Raw genomic sequence first — 18,872 nt, 5'->3', positions numbered from 1 at the left:
TTAAACTTTCTCTTCTACACTAAATTTCTCAAATAATCGAAAGTAGTTTCGAAAAATGTAGAAATATTTAAGCCATTACTGTAACTGAAATACATGAAAATTAACAGCAGTATAATGGCTATATAAATGAATTTCTTAAAGGCAAAAGCAAGAATTATAATTATTAACGGAATTATAATCAGAAATATACGGCTAATTGTAAAAGGATTAAGATTGCCATCTTTTTTGTAAACGTATAGCAATTTACTATGCGTACCGCTATCGTTTTGGTGTTTAATATAAACAAAAGTTGATTTATCTATTGGTAAAGGTAATATCGCAACACCATCATTAAAAGTCATAGATTGTGTAAAACCACTAATACTAAACGTGTAAGTTCCATTTATTTTCTCCAACGGATTATCTAAAGAATCAGCAGCTATTATGGCCAACTTGCTGTTTTTTAACAAACTTTCCTTTACCAAAAAATTATTGATATCAGCATTTTGAGCAAAACTTTTACCGCCTAAAAACAGTAAAAAAAATATAATTATGTGTTTCATTCTAAAGATCGTTTATTATAAATTAGATAGCCTAAATGTAGTAAAACGCCGTTCCTTTTCACAGGATCATCGTATAAATTATAACTTAAACTTACTGGCCCTACCGGAGTATGGTAAACTAAGCCCGCCGTACCCGCATAATGCCACTTACTAAATGCTTTTGCATATTGAACACCTTGCACTCCATTTTGTTCAAATTCTTTGTAAGGTAAAAATAAATAACCTTCTAATCGGAAATCAAAATTCCGTTTAATATTGAAAACATTTTTTAATCCGCCAGCAAGATAACTTGTTGCTCTAAAGTTTTTCAAGAAAAGAGATTTACTATCCTGCAAAGGATAAAAAGCTGTTGCGGCTAATAAGGTTGCATAATAATCAAAATATAAAGGCTGACTAGAAATTACACCTTCAGCTAAATAACCTAAAGTATAATTTTTGGTATGGAAGAAATAATTCTCATCGCTTAATTTAATACTTCCCCATTCTCTAAATGTGCGTTTCAAAACCGTATTCTTAACAAACGAGCTATACGTACCAAAAACATTACCTGGAGTATAATTTTCTTTACCAGTTAAAAAATTTACGCTAAAGAACAAACTATGACCTCTATCAGCATATTGTTTTCGATTAAGTGAGTTCTGTTCAAATAACAAACTGGTTTTTAATCCATTAAAAATGGTTCTATCTAAAATATCTCCAACGGTGAAGGTGTTTGTAGGGCTATATCTATCGCTGTTATTAATAAAAGCAGCACTTAATGTAATTCTCGCATTGCGATTTAAGGGCATTCCTAATTTTAAATCAATTTTTCTATCGGCTTGTTCAATATAAGTTGGATGCGGGTTTTCGATAAAAATTTGACTGGTGTTATAATAATTCCAGTGGTTATAAGTTAGCTCTGCACCTAAAAACAATGGCAATCCAGATGGATAATCTACTCGTCCACTTAACTGAACCGACTCGTAAAATCTACCCGAATAAAAATTTGTTCCGAATGTATACGCCTTGCGATTTAAGTAATTGTATTGCAAGCCTAAATAAACATTACTAATTGGTCTGGAGGAAATGTTGCCACCAAAATCTATTTTAAAACTTTTTTTAGGTCTAGCTACAATTTCGAAATTATAACTATCTGTTTCTGGGTGATAAGAAATTTTTGGATAAACAGTTTCAAAAGTTTCATCAGCTACTAATTTATAATATCCTCTTTTAATATCTGCAAGGTTAAAGGTTGCTTGATCGCTTTTAAAAAGCCGTTCTATATATTTTTTTTGTTGAGAATTAACGCCAGAAACCGTTACATTACTAAATACTAAATCGGGTTTACGTTGATTAAATTTTGCTCTTTTGGCTAATAATTCTTGTGCCGTAACTCGTCTGGCAACCGAACTTTTGATTTTATCCATATCGGCCATTGTAGCCTCATAACCGCGTTTAATTAATTCTTCAACAGGTGTAAAGTTAGTAGTGCTATAATCGACCAAATCTGGCTGTATATAAACTCCATTTTCGCCAACTAAAGTCGAATCTGATTTGGAAAGAAACATATACACCAAAAACCTGTTCATCAATCTGTCATCGTTTTTTGGATATTCATTAAAGGTTTTCGAAGAAACATTAGCGCCAATTATGAAACCTGGTTTAAACTCATTTTTCATAATATCTGCTGGAAAATTATTATATAAGCCACCATCAAAAACGTATTTTCCATCCAATTTTATTGGTCGATAAACTAAGGGAACGGTCATGGTTGCTCGAACAGCCTCGGCTAAACTTCCTTTGCTAACAGTAATGCTTTTTTGGGATAAAACATCAGAAACCATACAACGATATGGCACAAAAAGTTGATCGAAATTGTCTTTTGAAATAGCAGAAGCCTGTGAAAACAATTCTAATAAAGCAAAATTGAGTGGAATATCATTTACCAAATTAGATCTAAAATTGAGCCTTAAACTGGTATCAATGGATAATTTTGCAGTTAAAACAGATGCATTTGCACTATTTTTCTGAAAATAGAAGCTATAATCACTCTTGTATTTTCCACTTACCCAATCCTGAAAATCTGAACTTAAGGCGATTTTTTCTATTTGCGAAGGAGAATAACCTGCGGCATACATTGCACCGACAATGCCACCCATTGATGTTCCGGTAATATAATCTATCGGAATACTATTTTCTTCGAGCGCTTTTAACGTGCCAATGTGCGCTAAACCTTTGGCTCCACCACCGCTTAAAACTAAGCCTACTTTTTGGGCTTTTACCTGTAGCACCAAAAGCAAAAAAAAGAAAATGAATAGCTTTTTAGGATACATCACTTTATAAAAATATTGTTTTCTTTTGAAATTGGGGTAAAATAATGAAGTAATAAGTTAAAAAAGACGTAAAACTGACCTAAAAAATAGGAAGTAAAAACAGCAAGCTCGATCTAAATTTTTTCATGTAAAACAATTTTCATTTTATTGGGTTTATGATATGCCATGAATAAAAATCCTTATATTTCGTAATTATATCAAAAGAGAAAATAACTATCGTTCTACGAAATAAAAAATCCCTAAAAAGAATTCCAAATCAGTTTTAAACTGTTCAAAAAACTAAGATGAATTATAAAAACCTGCAACTAGAAGTGGAAAAATATGTGTTGGAATATTTCAATACGCACCACGATGAAAAATTGGTTTATCACAATTTAAACCACACTCAGGATGTGGTAAAGGCAACTATGCAAATTGCCAATCATTATCAGCTAAACGATAAAGATTTTTTTATTGTAACCACTGGCGCTTGGTTTCATGATACGGGTTATTTCGAAGCACCTTTAGCACACGAGCAAAAAGGAGCAGATTTAGCGGTAGAATTCTTGAAAAAATTAGATGTGCCAGCAGCAGTTAGAGATGAAGTAATGCAGGTTATTCTTTCTACAAAAATGCCACAACGACCTACTAATCAGCTTGAAAATATTGTTTGTGATGGAGATCTTTTCCATTTAGGAACAGAAGATTTCAGGAAAAAAGGTAAGCTAATGCATAAAGAAATTGAGTTGCTATATGATAAAGACATTAGCAAAAAGCAATGGCGTAAAACTGATATTGAATTTTTAGAATCTCACGAATACCATACAGATTATTGCATTTTATTACTGAATGATCAGAAATTAAAAAACCTTGAAAAATTAAAGAGTAAGTTAAAAGATGAGGACGAAGACGAAACTGTTTTAACAATAAGCGATAAGAAAGAGACGAAGCCAGTTAAGGATGAAAATCCGTTTAAGCAAGAAAAATTGTTGACAAAAAAAGACAAGAAAAGACCAGATAAAGGTATTGAAACGATGTTTAGAATTACCTCGTCTAATAATCAACGTTTAAGCGATATGGCTGATAATAAAGCGCAATTGTTGATTACGGTGAACTCCATTATTTTATCGTTAATTGTGAGTTTGGTGTTAAGGAGATTAGAGGATAATGCCTTTTTAATTGTTCCAACATTTATTTTGTTGATGGTAAGTTTATCTACCATCATTTTTTCAATTTTAGCAACGCGGCCATCAATTCCAGATGGTTTATTTACTGATAATGACTTAGATCGCAAAAAAGTTAACCTGCTTTTCTTTGGTAATTTTTATAAAATGGCATTAAATGATTATTCTAAAGGAATGATAAGAGTGATGAACGATAATGAGTTTTTGTATGGCACTTTAATTACCGATGTGTATTCGCAAGGGGTGGTATTGGGGCGTAAATATAAACTCATAAGAATTGCCTATAATATTTTTATGTTCGGTTTAATTGCAGCGGTTTTAGCCTACGTAATTTCTTATATCGCCTACGGTAAACTATCTTAAAATGCCCGAAACTGTACTAGAAAACGTTTTTTTTGATAGAGATTTAAGTTGGCTATCTTTTAATGAACGTGTTTTGCAAGAAGCGAATAGAGAAAATGTGCCTTTATTAGAGCGAATTAAATTTCTTTCCATTTATTCTTCCAATTTAGATGAATTTTATCGCGTTAGGATGCCAGTTTTATTGGCGTTGGCGAAATTGAGCAAAAAGGAAAAGAACAATATTCAATTAGAAGATGGTTTATTAGAAAGAGCAAACGCAGCTATTCAAAACCAACAACAAGAATATGGGCAAATTTTAAAATCGACAATTATTCCGCAACTGCGGGAAAATAAAATCAACTTTGTTTACGGAAACGATACTCCCGAAGTATTAAATCCAATCCTAAATCGATACTTTTTAAGTCAGGTTTTGGCATTTTTACAACCTGTAAATTTGGCTGAGGCAAAATCTTCGTTTTTCCCTAATAATAATGAGCTATATTTTCTTATTAATCTGATACATAACGGAAAAGAAGAAACAGTTATTCTGAATATTCCATCAAATAATTTACCTCGATTTTATAAAACTACCATCGGCGAAGAAACTTTTATTGTGTTTTTAGATGATATCATCAGAAACAATTTGGCTATCCTTTTTAAAGAAGCAGAAATTACTGGATGTTTTAGTTTTAAAATTACAAGAAATGCAGAAATTGATCTGAAAGATGAATATGCTGGCAACTTGGCAGACCAAATTGAAAAACAATTACAAAAACGTGATTTTGGGTTGGCTACGCGGTTTTTGCATCAACCTGGAGTTCCAGAAACTACCATGCAATTACTGGCAAAAAAACTGAATTTGCAAAATGCAAACGTAGTTGAAGGCGGCAGGTATCATAATTTAAAAGACTTCTTTTCTTTTCCTGTGAGCAATCCGAAATTGAGCAATGCTGAATGGCCTAAAATAAACTATCCAGAAATTATAAAAGGGAAGTCATTGTATGAGCAGATTTTGAAAAAAGATATGCTCATTAATCCGCCATACCAGTCTTATGATAGTGTTTTAAGATTTTTTAATGAAGCAGCTACCGATCCTCAAGTAGAAGAAATTTATGTCACATTGTATCGCGTAGCTAACGATTCTAAAATTGTAAATGCGTTAATCAGCGCTGCTAAAAACGGAAAAAAAGTATTTGTTTTAGTCGAATTAAAAGCTCGTTTTGATGAGGCCAATAACATCAAATGGGCAAAAAAAATGAAAGAAGCTGGGGTGGATATCAGCTATAGCGTAACCGCCTTAAAAGTACATGCCAAAATTGCATTGGTAAAAAGAAAAGTAGGTTTACGCCATATTTATTCGGGTTTATTTGCCACTGGAAACTTTAATGAAACTACAGCCAATTTTTACACCGACCATATTTTAATGACTGCCCATCAAGGTATGTTGAGAGAAATGGAATTACTTTTTATTTTTTTGGCGAAAAGAGTTAAGCCAACAAATCCCGATTTAATTAAGTTTAAATACCTATTGGTAGCACAATTTAATTTGCAGCAAGGTTTCGTTTCTTTAATACAAAGGGAGATTTTGCAGGTGCAGAAAGGAGAAAAAGCCTCCATCACTATTAAACTTAATAATTTAGAAGAAAAGGTATTAATTGCTAAATTGTATGAAGCATCGCAAGCTGGCGTAAAAATAGACTTAATTATTCGAGGCATTTGTCGATTGATTCCCGGTGTAAAAGGATTGAGCGAAAATATTAGGGTGATAAGAATTGTAGATCGTTATTTGGAACATGGCAGGGTATTTGTCTTTCATAATCAAGGTGATGAAGAAATTTATTTAGGTTCTGCAGATTGGATGAATAGGAATATTTATCGAAGAATTGAAGTGTGCTTTCCAATTTTTGACGATGCAATAAAAAAGGAAATAAAGTCGATGATAAAGCTTCAATTGGAAGATAATGTACAAGCAGTGTTATTAAATGACAAAATGATTAACATTCCAATCGTAACAAAACAAGAACCAAAACAATCTCAATATCGTATTTATCAATTGTTAAAACAGTAAAATAAGATGGTAAACAATTCAAAAAACAAAACGAACAAAAATTATATAGCAGTACTAAGTGTGCTTGCATTTATTGCAAGTTTTACAGCATTATCATGTGTAGAAAAAAAAGGTCCAGGTCCAGATAGTCCTTTAGGTTATGATTTAAATAAACCTCATAAATATCCAATGCCTGATATTTTACAAGAAATATCCGGAATTGCATTTAACAAGGGGGATAATAAAATTGTGTATGCCGAAATGGATGAGGATGGAAGTTTATTTAGTTTGCCACTTGGAACAAAAGACGAAAAAGTAACCAAATTCGGCAAGAAAGGAGATTACGAAGATGTATCTATTATTAAAGGTTGGGCAATTTTGCTAAAAAGCAATGGTACTTTATACTCTTTTCCCTTAAGCGAAACGGCAAAACCAGAAACTACAAACGTAATAGAAACAAAAAATTTAATACCTAAAGGTGAATACGAAGGTATGTTTGGCGATGAAACAACTGGGCAAGTGTATGTGTTATGTAAGCAATGTGGCGTAGATAAAGGCACCAAAAAAAATAGCGGTTACATTTTAACGTTGCAGAGCGATGGTTCTTTCAAATCAACAGGAACATTTAGTACAGATGTGAGCCAAGTAGATAAATTAACCGGCAAAAAGAAAGGCACTTTTCATCCATCGGCTCTGGCTATGAATCCATTAACGAAAGAGTGGTATATTGTTTCATCTATAAATAAAGCTTTAGTGGTTACAGATGCGAATTGGAAAATAAAAAACGTATATCATTTAAGCTCAAATATATTTAATCAACCAGAGGGAATTGCTTTTGATGCAGCTGGAAACCTTTATATTTCTAATGAAGGAAGTGAAACACAAGTTGGAAATATTTTAAGATTCGATTATAAAAAGCCTTAAAATCGTAAACTAATGGAATTGTTAAAGCTCAAACTATCAATATGTTAAAAAAACTACTCCTCATTGTATTTTTATTTCAAGGTGTTGTGGGATTTGCACAAGACTCTGTAAAATATCGAGTTATTTTAATCGGCGATGCTGGAGAAATGAATGCTGGGCAAGCGGAATCCTTAAAAAATGCGGCCAAGCATGTAATTAAAGGAAAAACTACTACACTTTATTTAGGCGATAATATTTATCCTGTCGGGATGGCTATTCCGGGTTATGGCGATTTTGCAGAAACGAGTAAAATCTTACAATCTCAATTTAAACCTATGCGGGATGCTGGTGCTGCGGTTTATTTTGTTCCTGGTAACCACGATTGGGATAAATCTGGACCAAATGGTTTAGCTAAAATTCAGGCACAAAGTGAATATTTAGAATCATTTAATGATCCTCTTTTAAAATTAATACCGGCTAATGGTTGCCCAGATCCTGTTGCAATTAAACTAACTGATAAATTAACAATTATTGCTTACGATAGTGAATGGTGGCTGTTTCCATACAATAAAGCAAACCCTGCAGCAGATTGCGATTGCCAAACGAAAGACGAAGTAATTGCTCGTATGGAAGATTTGATGGAGCAAAATAAAAACAAAATCATCCTTTTAGCTTCACACCATCCGTTTCAAAGTTATGGCTCACATGGTGGATATTTTACGTGGCGGAATCACTTATTACCATTAACTCTACTCAATAAAAACCTGGTTATTCCTTTGCCAATTATTGGTTCAGTTTATCCGCTGTTGCGCTCTACTTTATTAAGTCCAGAAGATTTAAATCATCCTTTGTATAAAGATATGATGAAAAGTGTGAATGGAGTTTTTGGTAACAGACCAAACGTAATTTATGTAGCTGGTCATGAACATGGTTTACAGCTCATAAAAAGCGATCAATTGCAAATTATAAGTGGTGCTGGATCTAAAATGACGCCTAATAAAAAAGGGAAAAATTCATTGTTTCAAGAAATGAGACAAGGATATGTTATTGCAGACCAATTGCTTAATAATGATATGCGCTATGAGTATTATATCTACGCAGATACGGGTGTAAAAAAAGTTTTTAGCTACACACAACCGTTTAAAGAAATTGTTGTTGCTCAAAAAAATGCGTACAAAGTAATTAAAGGAGATAGTATTAGTATAAAAGTTCACCCATCTTATGATAGCGTAGGTAAGTTTCACCGTTTTCTTTTTGGAGAGAATTACCGTAAAGATTATGCGCAAGAAACCAAATTTCCAGTATTGCGTATTTCAGAAATACAAGGAGGGCTAACGCCAACACAGTTAGGCGGTGGTAATCAATCTCATTCGCTCAGGTTGAAAGATAAAAACGGAAAAGAATGGGTGTTGAGAAGTGTAGAAAAAAATGCAGAAGTTCTTTTACCGCAAGGGCTTAGAGAAACATTTGCTAAGGATATTATAAAAGATAACATGTCTGCTCAGCATCCTTTTGGTGCGTTGATTGTGCCCACAATTGCCGATGCTGTAAATATTCCGCATAGTACACCGATTATTGGTTGGGTTTCACCTGATGTTAATCTTGGTGACTATTCTGGCATTTTTGCCAATACACTTTGTTTGTTAGAGGAAAGAGAACCTCTTGGTGATTCGGACAATACCGCAAAAATGTTCAAAAAACTAGATGATGATAATGACAATACCTATGATGGTCCATTATTGTTGCGAGCTAGAGCGTTAGATGTAATGCTTGGAGATTGGGATCGCCATGAAGATCAATGGAGGTGGAAACCTGAAAAAACGGAAAAAGGAGTTAAATATTTAGCGATACCAAGAGACCGTGATATGGTTTTTTATAGTACAGATGGATTTATTCAGCGTTACGCACAAAGTTCGTCGCTTTTGCCAATGATGCAGGGTTATGAACGAAATATCAAAAAAATAGATTGGTTTTTATGGGAAGGTAGAGCAATGAACAGTAGATTAATGTCGCAGTTTACAGAAGTGGAGTGGGATAAAATTATACAAGATTTTTGCGCCAAATTAACTGATGATGTTTTTGAAAAAGCATTAAAAAAACTGCCAGAACCTAACTATTCTTTACGACATGATCAATTTTTAAAACAACTGAAAGAGAGAAGAGCAACTTTACCAAAGTTGATGAACGAATATTACCATTTCTTTAATAGAATTGTTGATATCCAAACCAGTAATAAAAATGAAAAGATTGTGATTACAGATTCTACTAATCAATATTTAAAAGTTCAAATCAATAAAATTTCTAAAGAAGGAAATATAAAAGAAGAGATTTTTAGTCGGAATTTTGATCCAGAAATCACAAAAGAAATCCGTTTATACACCAAAGATGGAAATGATAGTTTAGTACTGAATAACAAAACATCAAACATTAAATTAAGAGTAATTGCTGGCGCAGGAAAAAAAGTGTACGATGTACCAAACTCTGCAACTACTGTTCAATTATTTGGCAGAAAAAACGGTAATTCTAAGTTTGAGGGTGATGATGAAAATAGGTTGAGGAAAAAAATGTCTGTCGATACCTCTAATGTTTCTTATTTAGGTAAAGATATGTACAGCAGATCTTCATTAATATTAAATGCAGGTTTTAATACGGATGACGGTTTATTACTCGGTTTAAACTATAAAATTACCAATCCAGGATTTAGAAAACAGCCTTACGAGAATTCACAGCACATTTCATTTTTACATTCATTTGCAACAACCGCATTTAGGTTTAACTATTATGGAGATTGGCTAAAACTATTTGGCAAGGCCGATTTTACGTTAAAAGCAGACGCATACGCTCCAGATAATACACAGAATTTTTTCGGAGTTGGTAACGAAACAAAATATACTAATGAGAAAATATATTACAGAGCGAGGTTTAATATTTATCAATTAGAAGCCGCATTAAGATGGCGTAGACCGAAATCTACATTTAGTGTTGGTCCAAGCTTTCAGTATTATAAATACGATAATAATGATAATATAGGAAGAATAACAACCAATATCTCCCAACTCCATTCTTATGATAGCACCACAGTAGCCCAAGATAAATTGTACGGTGGTGTTGTAGTTAACTTTGTAAATAATACACGCGATAATGAAATTTTGCCTACGCTAGGTAGCTATGTAGATTTTAAATGGTCGGCTTTTAAAAGTTTAAGTAAGTACGCTAATTCCTACGGGCAATTTACAGCAAGCATTGCACTATATAAAAATTTAGATGGAAGAGCTAAATTTGTATTGGCAGATCGTTTTGGCGGAGGAATAACAGTTGGTAAACCAGCATTTTATCAGAATTTATTTTTAGGCGGACAAGGAAATTTGTTAGGCTACCGTCAATTTCGATTTGCCGGACAACATAGTTTTTATAATAATGTAGAACTTAGAGCCAAACTTGGCGATTTTGTAAGTTATGTACTGCCAGGTCAGGTTGGCCTAATGGGATTTTATGATGTTGGTCGTGTTTGGGCTACTAACGAAAAATCAGATGCATGGCATCATGGCGTTGGTGGTGGTGTATATTTTGCTCCTGCATCCCTAACTATATTTCGTTTTATAATGGGGCACTCGAACGAAGGATGGTATCCTTACGTATCGATGAATTTTAGGTATTAATTAGAGAAGAGATGAACACAGAGGTAATTCAAATTAATCAAAATGCATGCATAACGTGTCAGGTAGAATCTACACTGTCTTTTAGACCTTTAATTGCTTATTTAAAAAGTAGACTAAAAACAGAGCAGACGTTGAAGGCAGAATTTTATCGCTTTTTGTTAGAAAAAATAGAACGCGATGAAGTACTAAAAAATGATATTGAAGCAGAAGATTTAATAAAATATAAAGATACACTAGAGCTTATTTTTACCATTCTAACGCCATTAATGGCAAATGAAAAAGATTTATATTGGGCTTTAAGCACTCCTGTGCCAGATAAAATTTTCTTTAGTACCGATTCATTTCACGAGTTTTTAACCTTACATGCAGAGCAGAAAAAACTAAATAAAGAAAACGAAGAATCTAAAGAGAAACAACAATTGCAATTTATTTATAGAATGATACTGGACAGATTCTATAACTATACCTCCATCTTTAAAAATGATATTTTATACCCTTACACCAATCCAGAAACGCATTTAACCACCTATTACAATATCAATGCAGATACTCAATTTATAGATATAAAATACGATGGAAAATTACCAGAAATAAATTTCGAACTGCTAGCTGCTCAAACACAAGAGGGCACCGAAATTGAGTTATTACAAAAATTAATTCCACTTAGTAAATTTAAATTCGATGGATTTACCGTAATTTCTTTAACAGATGTTACACTGCAACACGCAATAGATGGTATTCGCGATGCATTAGTAAATCATACCTACGAAAACGAAGCGTACGAACACGTAATTCAGGCTTTAAAAACCTTAGCAGGAGATGGGCATATTGAATTTGGATTACTTCCATTTTTAATGGTGAACAATAAATTTGTTTTTGATAGCGAGCAAAATTCACAAAGTATTTTACTTGATTCTGCTAAAAAAAATGATCTCGAAGAAGAAACATTTTACGCATTAGTAAATGAATACAAAGAAAATCCAAGGTCTGTTTTCTTCAATAATTTGGATGATAAAAAAATAGAGAAGTTTCCGTTTTTAGATGTGCTAAGAAAAAATAGCATCCATTCTTACTCTTTTCTTCCAATTTTTTACAACAACCAATTAGCTGGAGTAATGGAAATTTATTCGACTGAAGCCTTAGAAGTTGACGAAAAACTATTATCGAAATTACATTCGGCATTGCCCCTTTTAGGACAATTGCTACAGTATAGAATTGAAGAATTTAATACCAGAATGGATGGCGTGTTAAAAGATAAATTTACTGCGTTACAACCATCAGTACAATGGAAATTCAATCAAGTAGTATGGGATTTCATTAAAAATAGTAAAGGCAAAAAGAAAACTCAAGAAATAGAAACTGTTACCTTTAAAGGCCTTTATCCTTTATTTGGAGCTATAGATATTCGTAATTCCACCATAGAACGTAATTTTGCTTTAAAAGAAGATCTTAAAGTACAATTAGATATTTTAAGTGAAACATTGAACGAGTTAAGAACAATTATCCCGCTAGATTTAATTGATAAAGTGTTATTCAACTGCAAAGAGTGGATCAAGAAAATCGATAATTTTATTAGCTCAAGTGAAGAAGCATTGCTGAATGAATTTCTAGAGTTGCAAGTTTATCCAATGCTAACACATATAGAAAAAGGACATCCGCAAGCAAAAGACGTTGTTCAGAATTACTTTAATAGCATTAACTCAGATAGTGGTATTGCTTTCGAGCACAGAAGAACATTAGAAACCTCCATGCAGTTTATTAATACCGCAGTAAGCGAGTATTTAGAAGAGGCGCAACAAACCTTACAAAACTCATATCCATGTTATTTTGCCAAATTTAGAACCGATGGCGTAGAATATGATATTTACATCGGTCAAGACATCGCACCAGATGTGCCTTTCGATTTGTTGTACTTAAAAAACATTCGCCTTTGGCAACTCACAGCAATGGTAGAAGTTGCACGTTTAACCAACAGTTTGGTAAGCCAAATGCCAAGAGCTTTATTAACAACACAGTTGATATTTATACACTCTAACCCAATAGATATTAGTTTTAGAAACGACGAAAGAAGATTTGATGTAGAAGGCGCTTACAACATTCGTTACGAAGTTGTAAAGAAAAGAATTGATAAAGTATTAGTAAAAGGAACAGAAGAACGGTTAACCCAGCCGGGCAAAATTTCATTAGTTTACTTTAACGCTTTTGAAGCAAATGAATATTTAGAATACATCAAATATCTACAAGAACAAGAGTTTTTACAAGATGACTTGGAAATGTTAGAGCTCGAAGAACTGCAAGGTGTAAGCGGATTAAAAGCATTACGTGTAGGTGTTAATTACATGTCATGCGATTTTTACGATGAACAATGGACCAAGCTTAAAAAATCAATTAAAAAGAAATCATTAAAAACGGTTGATAAACAAGTTAATTAGCTATAAACTACACTCGTCATTCCCGTGAAAACGGGAATCTTAATGCGTAAAAAAGTTTCCAAACAACCCTTTCAAAACAAAAAAACACTATACCGTGTTAGTTAATTATTACGAAATAAAATTTCTAATAATTTAAAATTATATTTAATTGGGAAACAAAATTTATGTTTTAACTTAGGATTTGAGCAAAAGAATTAGTATTTTCCTTACAGAAAACATCCCCATTACTACGATCTATCTAACTACCTAATAATGAAAATTTTAATTGCAGAAGATGAAGAGATAACGCTCAAAACTTTAGAACTAAGGCTAAAAAGAGATGGGCACGAGGTTATTTTGGCAAGAGATGGACGAGAGGCTTTGAGTAAAATAGAAGAACATTCGCCAGATTTAGTGATATCAGATATTATGATGCCCTATGTTTCTGGATTAGAAATTATTGCAGCTATAAAAGAAAACTATCCAGATCGTAAAATTCCTATTATTATTCTTTCGGGTATGGGACAAGAAGATACTGTTTTAGAAGCATTTCAACTTGGCGCAGATGATTTTATTACAAAACCTTTTAGCCCAAATGAACTAACTGTTAGAGTTAGAAGATTCGACATGATGAAGGCAAAATGATCTACTTTGAAGTTGTAACATTAATCTTTTTGGGCATTGCATTCTTAATGATTTGTTTTATCATGATCAATTTAACAATCAGAAAAAACAGAAGAAAGAAGTATGCAAAATCGAAACTTATGGCCGATTTATTAATTAGAAATGCCATTTTTTCTGAACATGATGATGCCGTAACTGATGAACCGTTTCCCATTACTGGTCGAACTCAAAAAATGTTAAGCAACCCTCATTTTAAGCGCTTACTTACAAAAGAATTGTTAGCAGCAAAAAATAATATTTCAGGAGTTTCCGCTTTAAACTTGAAAAAATTATACATCCAATTGAATTTAGATAAAGATGCAGAAGAAAGACTAAGAAACTGTAAGAAATGGCATATTAAAGCAAAAGCCATACAAGAGCTCGGTGTCATGGAGCAAAAAGAATATTTGAATAAAATTTACAGATGCACTAACAATAAAAATGAACTGGTACGAATGGAAGCCCAAACCACCATTGTTAAATTATATGGTTTTGAAGGACTTAGATTTTTAGATATAATCTCGTATCAACTTACAGAATGGCAACAGATTAAACTGTTAAAAGAACTTTCACAGCTTCCGCCAGAGAATTTTAGCGGAATTGAAAAATGGCTTAAATCAAAAAATAACAGCGTAATTGTATTTGCACTTAAACTAGCAAGAAACTACCACAGATTTGAGCTTTACGAGCAAGTAGTAGAATGTCTAACTCACGAAATGGAGAATATTAGATTAGAAACCATTTATACGCTAGAAAAAATTTATAACGCCGATACAGCTAACATTTTATTAGAAAGATACGAGCACGAAACGCTAAAAAATCAAAAGACCATTGTAAATGTATTGCAAAATATTGCTTCCGATGAAAATATACCAACCTTAATCAATTTTTTAGAACAAGGAGATAACGACTTAAAACGAATGATAGTTCGTACAGTCGCCAACATTAATCCAGCTAGTATATTTCAGCTAAAAGAATTACCAGAAGCCAATAGTCATCCTTTAAGTCAAATTATTAAACAAATTGAAGGAGAATTAATATGAGTTGGCAATCAATTGTAGTAGATACATTCACAAACATCATTTTAGTGTATTCCTTAGTGCTACTAAGCCTCTATATATTTATTGGTTTATACTCTATCGGCGAAGTAAGAAAACATTTACTCAAAAATAGCTTTACCGATTATAGAGCATTAGCTAGTTCATCATTGGCGCCCAGCATAAGTATTTTGGCGCCAGCATACAACGAAGGCGCCAATATTATCGAAAACGTACGTTCACTTTTATCCATTTATTACAACAACTTAGAAGTAATTATTATAAATGATGGAAGTAAAGACGATTCGCTCGAAAAATTAATTAAGGCATACAGTTTATGTAAAACAGATCATTTTGTAAATCAGCAAATTCAAACCAAAGCTGTTCGTGGAGTGTATAAAAGCAGCAAAAAGATTTATAGAAAGTTAATTGTTGTCGATAAAGAAAACGGGGGCAAAGCCGATGCCCTTAATGTTGGAATTAATATTTCGCAAAAAGACTATATAGTTTGCATAGATGTAGATTGTATTTTAGAACAAGATGCGCTCCTTAAACTAGCAAAACCATTTTTAGAAAGTACAAAACATAGAATTATTGCAACTGGCGGAGTAATTAGAATAGCCAACGGATGTAAAATTGAAGATGGCAGACTAGTACAAATCAACCTACCAAACGAGTTTTTACCGAGAGTGCAAACCTTAGAATATATCAGAGCATTTTTATTGGGCAGAATGGCTTGGAGCAGACTAAATGGATTACTGTTAATTTCTGGCGCATTCGGTGCATTCGATAGAGATATCGTAGTAAAATGCGGAGGGTATAACCACAATACCGTTGGCGAAGACATGGAACTTGTGGTACGCATGAGAAGGTACATGGAAGAACTAAAGTTACCCTATAAAGTAAGGTTTATTCCAGATCCTTTATGCTGGACAGAAGCACCCGCCACATTTAAAATACTAGGCAGACAACGTAACCGATGGACCAGAGGTACAATTGAAACACTACAAATGCACAAAGTAATGTTTTTCAACCCTAAGTATGGTTTACTCGGAATGTTAAGCTACCCGTATTGGTTCTTTTTCGAATTTTTAGCACCAATAATAGAATTTGTAGGCATGATATGCTTTTTACTTTTTGCATTATCTGGCTTAACCAATTGGCGCTTCTTTTTTGGCTTATTAGCTATGGTTTTTAGTTTCGGAATAATGTATTCTGTATTTGCCATTTTAATGGAAGTTTTAACATATAACCAATACAAACGCAAAAAAGATATCTTAAGACTAGTTTTAACAGCGCTTTTAGAACCGTTTTTATTTCACCCATTTGGAGTTTGGTCTGCCATAAAAGGAAATATCGATTTGTTAAGAAAAAAGAATTCATGGGGCGAAATGACCAGACAAGGATTTACAACACCCAAAAGTGCTAAGAATTAACGTATGAAGAACAGCATAATCAATCCAGATAACCTAAAAAAAATACACACAGCAAGTCAAGCATTTGCAAAAGTGATGCTAATTTGGCTTGGTATTCTATTTTTACTCAGCCTTTTAGAGCTTATATTAAACGGTATTACCCGTCAATTTCCACAACATTTATTTGCCGTTATTGGTTGGTCGTGGCTATTAGATATTATTTTCTGGCTAAAGTGGCTTTGGCTCCAATACTTAATTTTCGTACTCATATTTTACTTCGCTCAAAAAACCATTTACACAATTACTTATGTACTATTAACACTACTCGCAGTAGCACAACTCATCCTAATTGGCTATTTTAATACCTCATTAGTACCATTAGGTGGCGATTTATACGGATATTCTATCGCAGATATTAAACAAACTATTGGCGCATCTGGCGGCTTAAGCATTGCAATGACTATTGCCTTTCTTGTAGTTTTAATTGGTATCATCGCAGCATTTAAGTTTTTAACTCCAAAAATTAATGTTGCCCGTAAACTAGCTTTGGTACTTCCAATTTTATCGATATTACTGTTATTTATTCCTGTCAGCAACTGGATTGGTCTTCCAAATCTAGAATCAGATTTCTCTAATAACCTTGTACTAAACAAATCAGATTATTTCTTTACAGCAAGTTACAATCATTTCTTCCCACCAAACGAAGAAGTAGATATTTATGCAGATAATTACATCGGCGATTATGAAGGAGGAAACACAACTCAAGTAGCTTCATTCAATTATATCAATGAGAATGAATATCCATTTTTACATACCGAGCAAACACCCGATGTGCTAACACCCTTTTTTAAACCTAATACCAAACCTCCGCACATAGTTATTTTATTGGTCGAAGGTTTAGGCAGAGCCTTCACAAACGAAGGTGCTTATTTAGGTAATTTCACACCATTTATTGATTCACTATCTGGCAAAAGCCTGTACTGGAAAAACTTTTTAAGCGAGGGCGGACGTACATTTGCCGTTTTACCATCGTTAATGGGGTCCTTACCTTTTGCAAAAAATGGTTTCTTAGAAATGGGTAGTCAAATGCCAAACCATTTGTCGCTATATAGTTTACTTAAGCACAATGGTTACCGCACCTCATTTTATTATGGGGGAGATTCTAAATTCGATAACATGAATGCTTTCCTAAAAAAGAACGCAGTTGATGAAATTAATGATGAATTTACATTTCCAAATGGATATCAGAAACTTCCCGCTCACAATGGGTTTACTTGGGGTTACACAGATGATCAGCTGTTTAATTATTACCTAAACACCCGAAAACCTACGATAGAAAAAGCGCCAGAACTAAATGTTATTTTAACAGTTGCTACCCACAACCCATTCTTTATAAACAATCAAGAAAAATACTTGAAACTGTTTGAGCAGCGAATGGATTACTTAAAATTTGATGAGTCTAAAAAATCAAATTATCGGAATTATAAACTGCAATATTCAAGTATCATGTATACAGATGAAGCGCTAAGGAATTTTTTTGCTAAATATCAGAAAAGAAGTGATTATCAGAATACCATCTTTTTGATAACTGGAGATCATCGAATGCCAGAAATTCCAATGAGTAATAAAATAGATCGATATCATGTGCCATTAATAATCTATTCGCCAATGTTAAAACGTACAGCGCAAATGGAATCTATTTCTACACATTTTGATATCACTCCAAGTCTATTAGCTTTTTTAAAGAAAAACTATGCCATTAAAACACCTTCAGTTACAAGTTGGATAGGGCAAGGTTTAGATACCGCTCGCAGCTTTAGAAATGTACATAATTACCCAATGATACAAACTAAAACAGATATGCTAGATTTTGTAATGGGCGAATATCATTTGAATGGAAACTCATTATTCAAGCTAAATAATGCAATGGAAGAAGTTTCAATAGAAGATGAAACAACTTATAATCAATTAAAAAATGCATTTGATAACTTTAAAAAACGAAACAATAAAATTGCAAACGGCGCTAAAATAGTACCCGATTCCCTAATCAAAAAGTATAGCCCATTATTAAAATAATAAGAGTTATAATCGTTTAGTCATTGCGAACAGAAGCAATCTTACAACACTAGCAAAACTACTTAACTATTGCATTAAGATTGCTTCGTACCTCGCAATGACGTAACCACCTTACCAACCTTACCAAAACCACAAGCCATTCCTAAGAACGAGGACTGGCCTTGTAGCATCCCGAAGGAGAAAGCCATTAAAACTTGTGCAAATACTTTCAAAAACCAAAACCCAAAACAGAATGTAGTTCCGATCCTTCATCGGGACCTTATTCTGTTGCCTTAAAAGTTTTGATCGCTTAATCCGAGAGA

Annotated in this window: 11 protein-coding genes; 9 read left to right on the top strand and 2 right to left on the bottom strand. The window is 33.2% G+C overall.

Features of this window, described 5'->3' with window-relative positions; genetic code table 11:
• Positions 1–14: 14 nt before the first annotated feature.
• Both GM921_RS08090 and GM921_RS08085 read right to left on the bottom strand, forming a co-directional pair.
• Positions 15–542 carry a hypothetical protein gene (locus GM921_RS08090; RefSeq protein WP_182922088.1) on the bottom strand — a complete coding sequence of 176 codons (528 nt, stop codon included), beginning with the start codon at positions 540–542 and terminating at the stop codon, positions 15–17.
• Positions 539–2,854: a patatin-like phospholipase family protein gene (locus GM921_RS08085; RefSeq protein ID WP_182922087.1), complete on the bottom strand. Its 2,316-nt coding sequence runs from the start codon at positions 2,852–2,854 to the stop codon at positions 539–541. The genes GM921_RS08090 and GM921_RS08085 overlap by 4 nt, the downstream gene beginning before the upstream one ends.
• Positions 2,855–3,138: 284 nt before the next feature.
• Here GM921_RS08085 and GM921_RS08080 point away from each other — a divergent pair, with 284 nt between their 5' ends.
• From GM921_RS08080 to GM921_RS08040, 9 genes are all read left to right on the top strand, one after another.
• Positions 3,139–4,380: a Pycsar system effector family protein gene (locus GM921_RS08080; protein ID WP_182922086.1), complete on the top strand. Its 1,242-nt coding sequence runs from the start codon at positions 3,139–3,141 to the stop codon at positions 4,378–4,380.
• A 1-nt stretch (position 4,381) separates the two neighbouring features.
• Positions 4,382–6,427: a polyphosphate kinase 1 gene (ppk1, locus tag GM921_RS08075; protein ID WP_182922085.1), complete on the top strand. Its 2,046-nt coding sequence runs from the start codon at positions 4,382–4,384 to the stop codon at positions 6,425–6,427.
• 6 nt (positions 6,428–6,433) lie between these two features.
• Positions 6,434–7,330 carry an SdiA-regulated domain-containing protein gene (locus tag GM921_RS08070; protein WP_235969795.1) on the top strand — a complete coding sequence of 299 codons (897 nt, stop codon included), beginning with the start codon at positions 6,434–6,436 and terminating at the stop codon, positions 7,328–7,330.
• A gap of 41 nt (positions 7,331–7,371) precedes the next feature.
• Positions 7,372–10,968 (top strand): BamA/TamA family outer membrane protein, encoded by a 3,597-nt coding sequence (locus tag GM921_RS08065; protein WP_182922084.1) that lies wholly within the window; start codon positions 7,372–7,374, stop codon positions 10,966–10,968.
• 11 nt (positions 10,969–10,979) lie between these two features.
• Positions 10,980–13,400, top strand: coding sequence for a GAF domain-containing protein (locus GM921_RS08060; RefSeq protein ID WP_182922083.1), 2,421 nt, complete (start codon positions 10,980–10,982; stop codon positions 13,398–13,400).
• Between the two features lie 252 nt (positions 13,401–13,652).
• The gene (locus GM921_RS08055; protein ID WP_182922082.1) at positions 13,653–14,024 is read left to right on the top strand and encodes a response regulator; all 372 of its coding nucleotides are present in this window, start codon (positions 13,653–13,655) and stop codon (positions 14,022–14,024) included.
• A 119-nt stretch (positions 14,025–14,143) separates the two neighbouring features.
• Positions 14,144–15,085 (top strand): HEAT repeat domain-containing protein, encoded by a 942-nt coding sequence (locus tag GM921_RS08050; protein WP_182922081.1) that lies wholly within the window; start codon positions 14,144–14,146, stop codon positions 15,083–15,085.
• Positions 15,082–16,515: a glycosyltransferase family 2 protein gene (locus GM921_RS08045; RefSeq protein ID WP_182922080.1), complete on the top strand. Its 1,434-nt coding sequence runs from the start codon at positions 15,082–15,084 to the stop codon at positions 16,513–16,515. Before GM921_RS08050 ends, GM921_RS08045 begins: the two co-directional genes overlap by 4 nt.
• Before the next feature lie 3 nt (positions 16,516–16,518).
• A complete protein-coding gene (locus GM921_RS08040) occupies positions 16,519–18,570 on the top strand; it encodes an LTA synthase family protein (protein WP_182922079.1) in 2,052 nt (683 codons plus the stop codon).
• Positions 18,571–18,872 lie beyond the last annotated feature (302 nt).

This window comes from Pedobacter planticolens (assembly GCF_014172375.1).
Taxonomy (GTDB): Bacteria; Bacteroidota; Bacteroidia; order Sphingobacteriales; family Sphingobacteriaceae; genus Pedobacter; species Pedobacter planticolens.
Note: the sequence above shows the minus strand (reverse complement) of the source record. Positions and strands in the feature narration are given on the sequence as shown.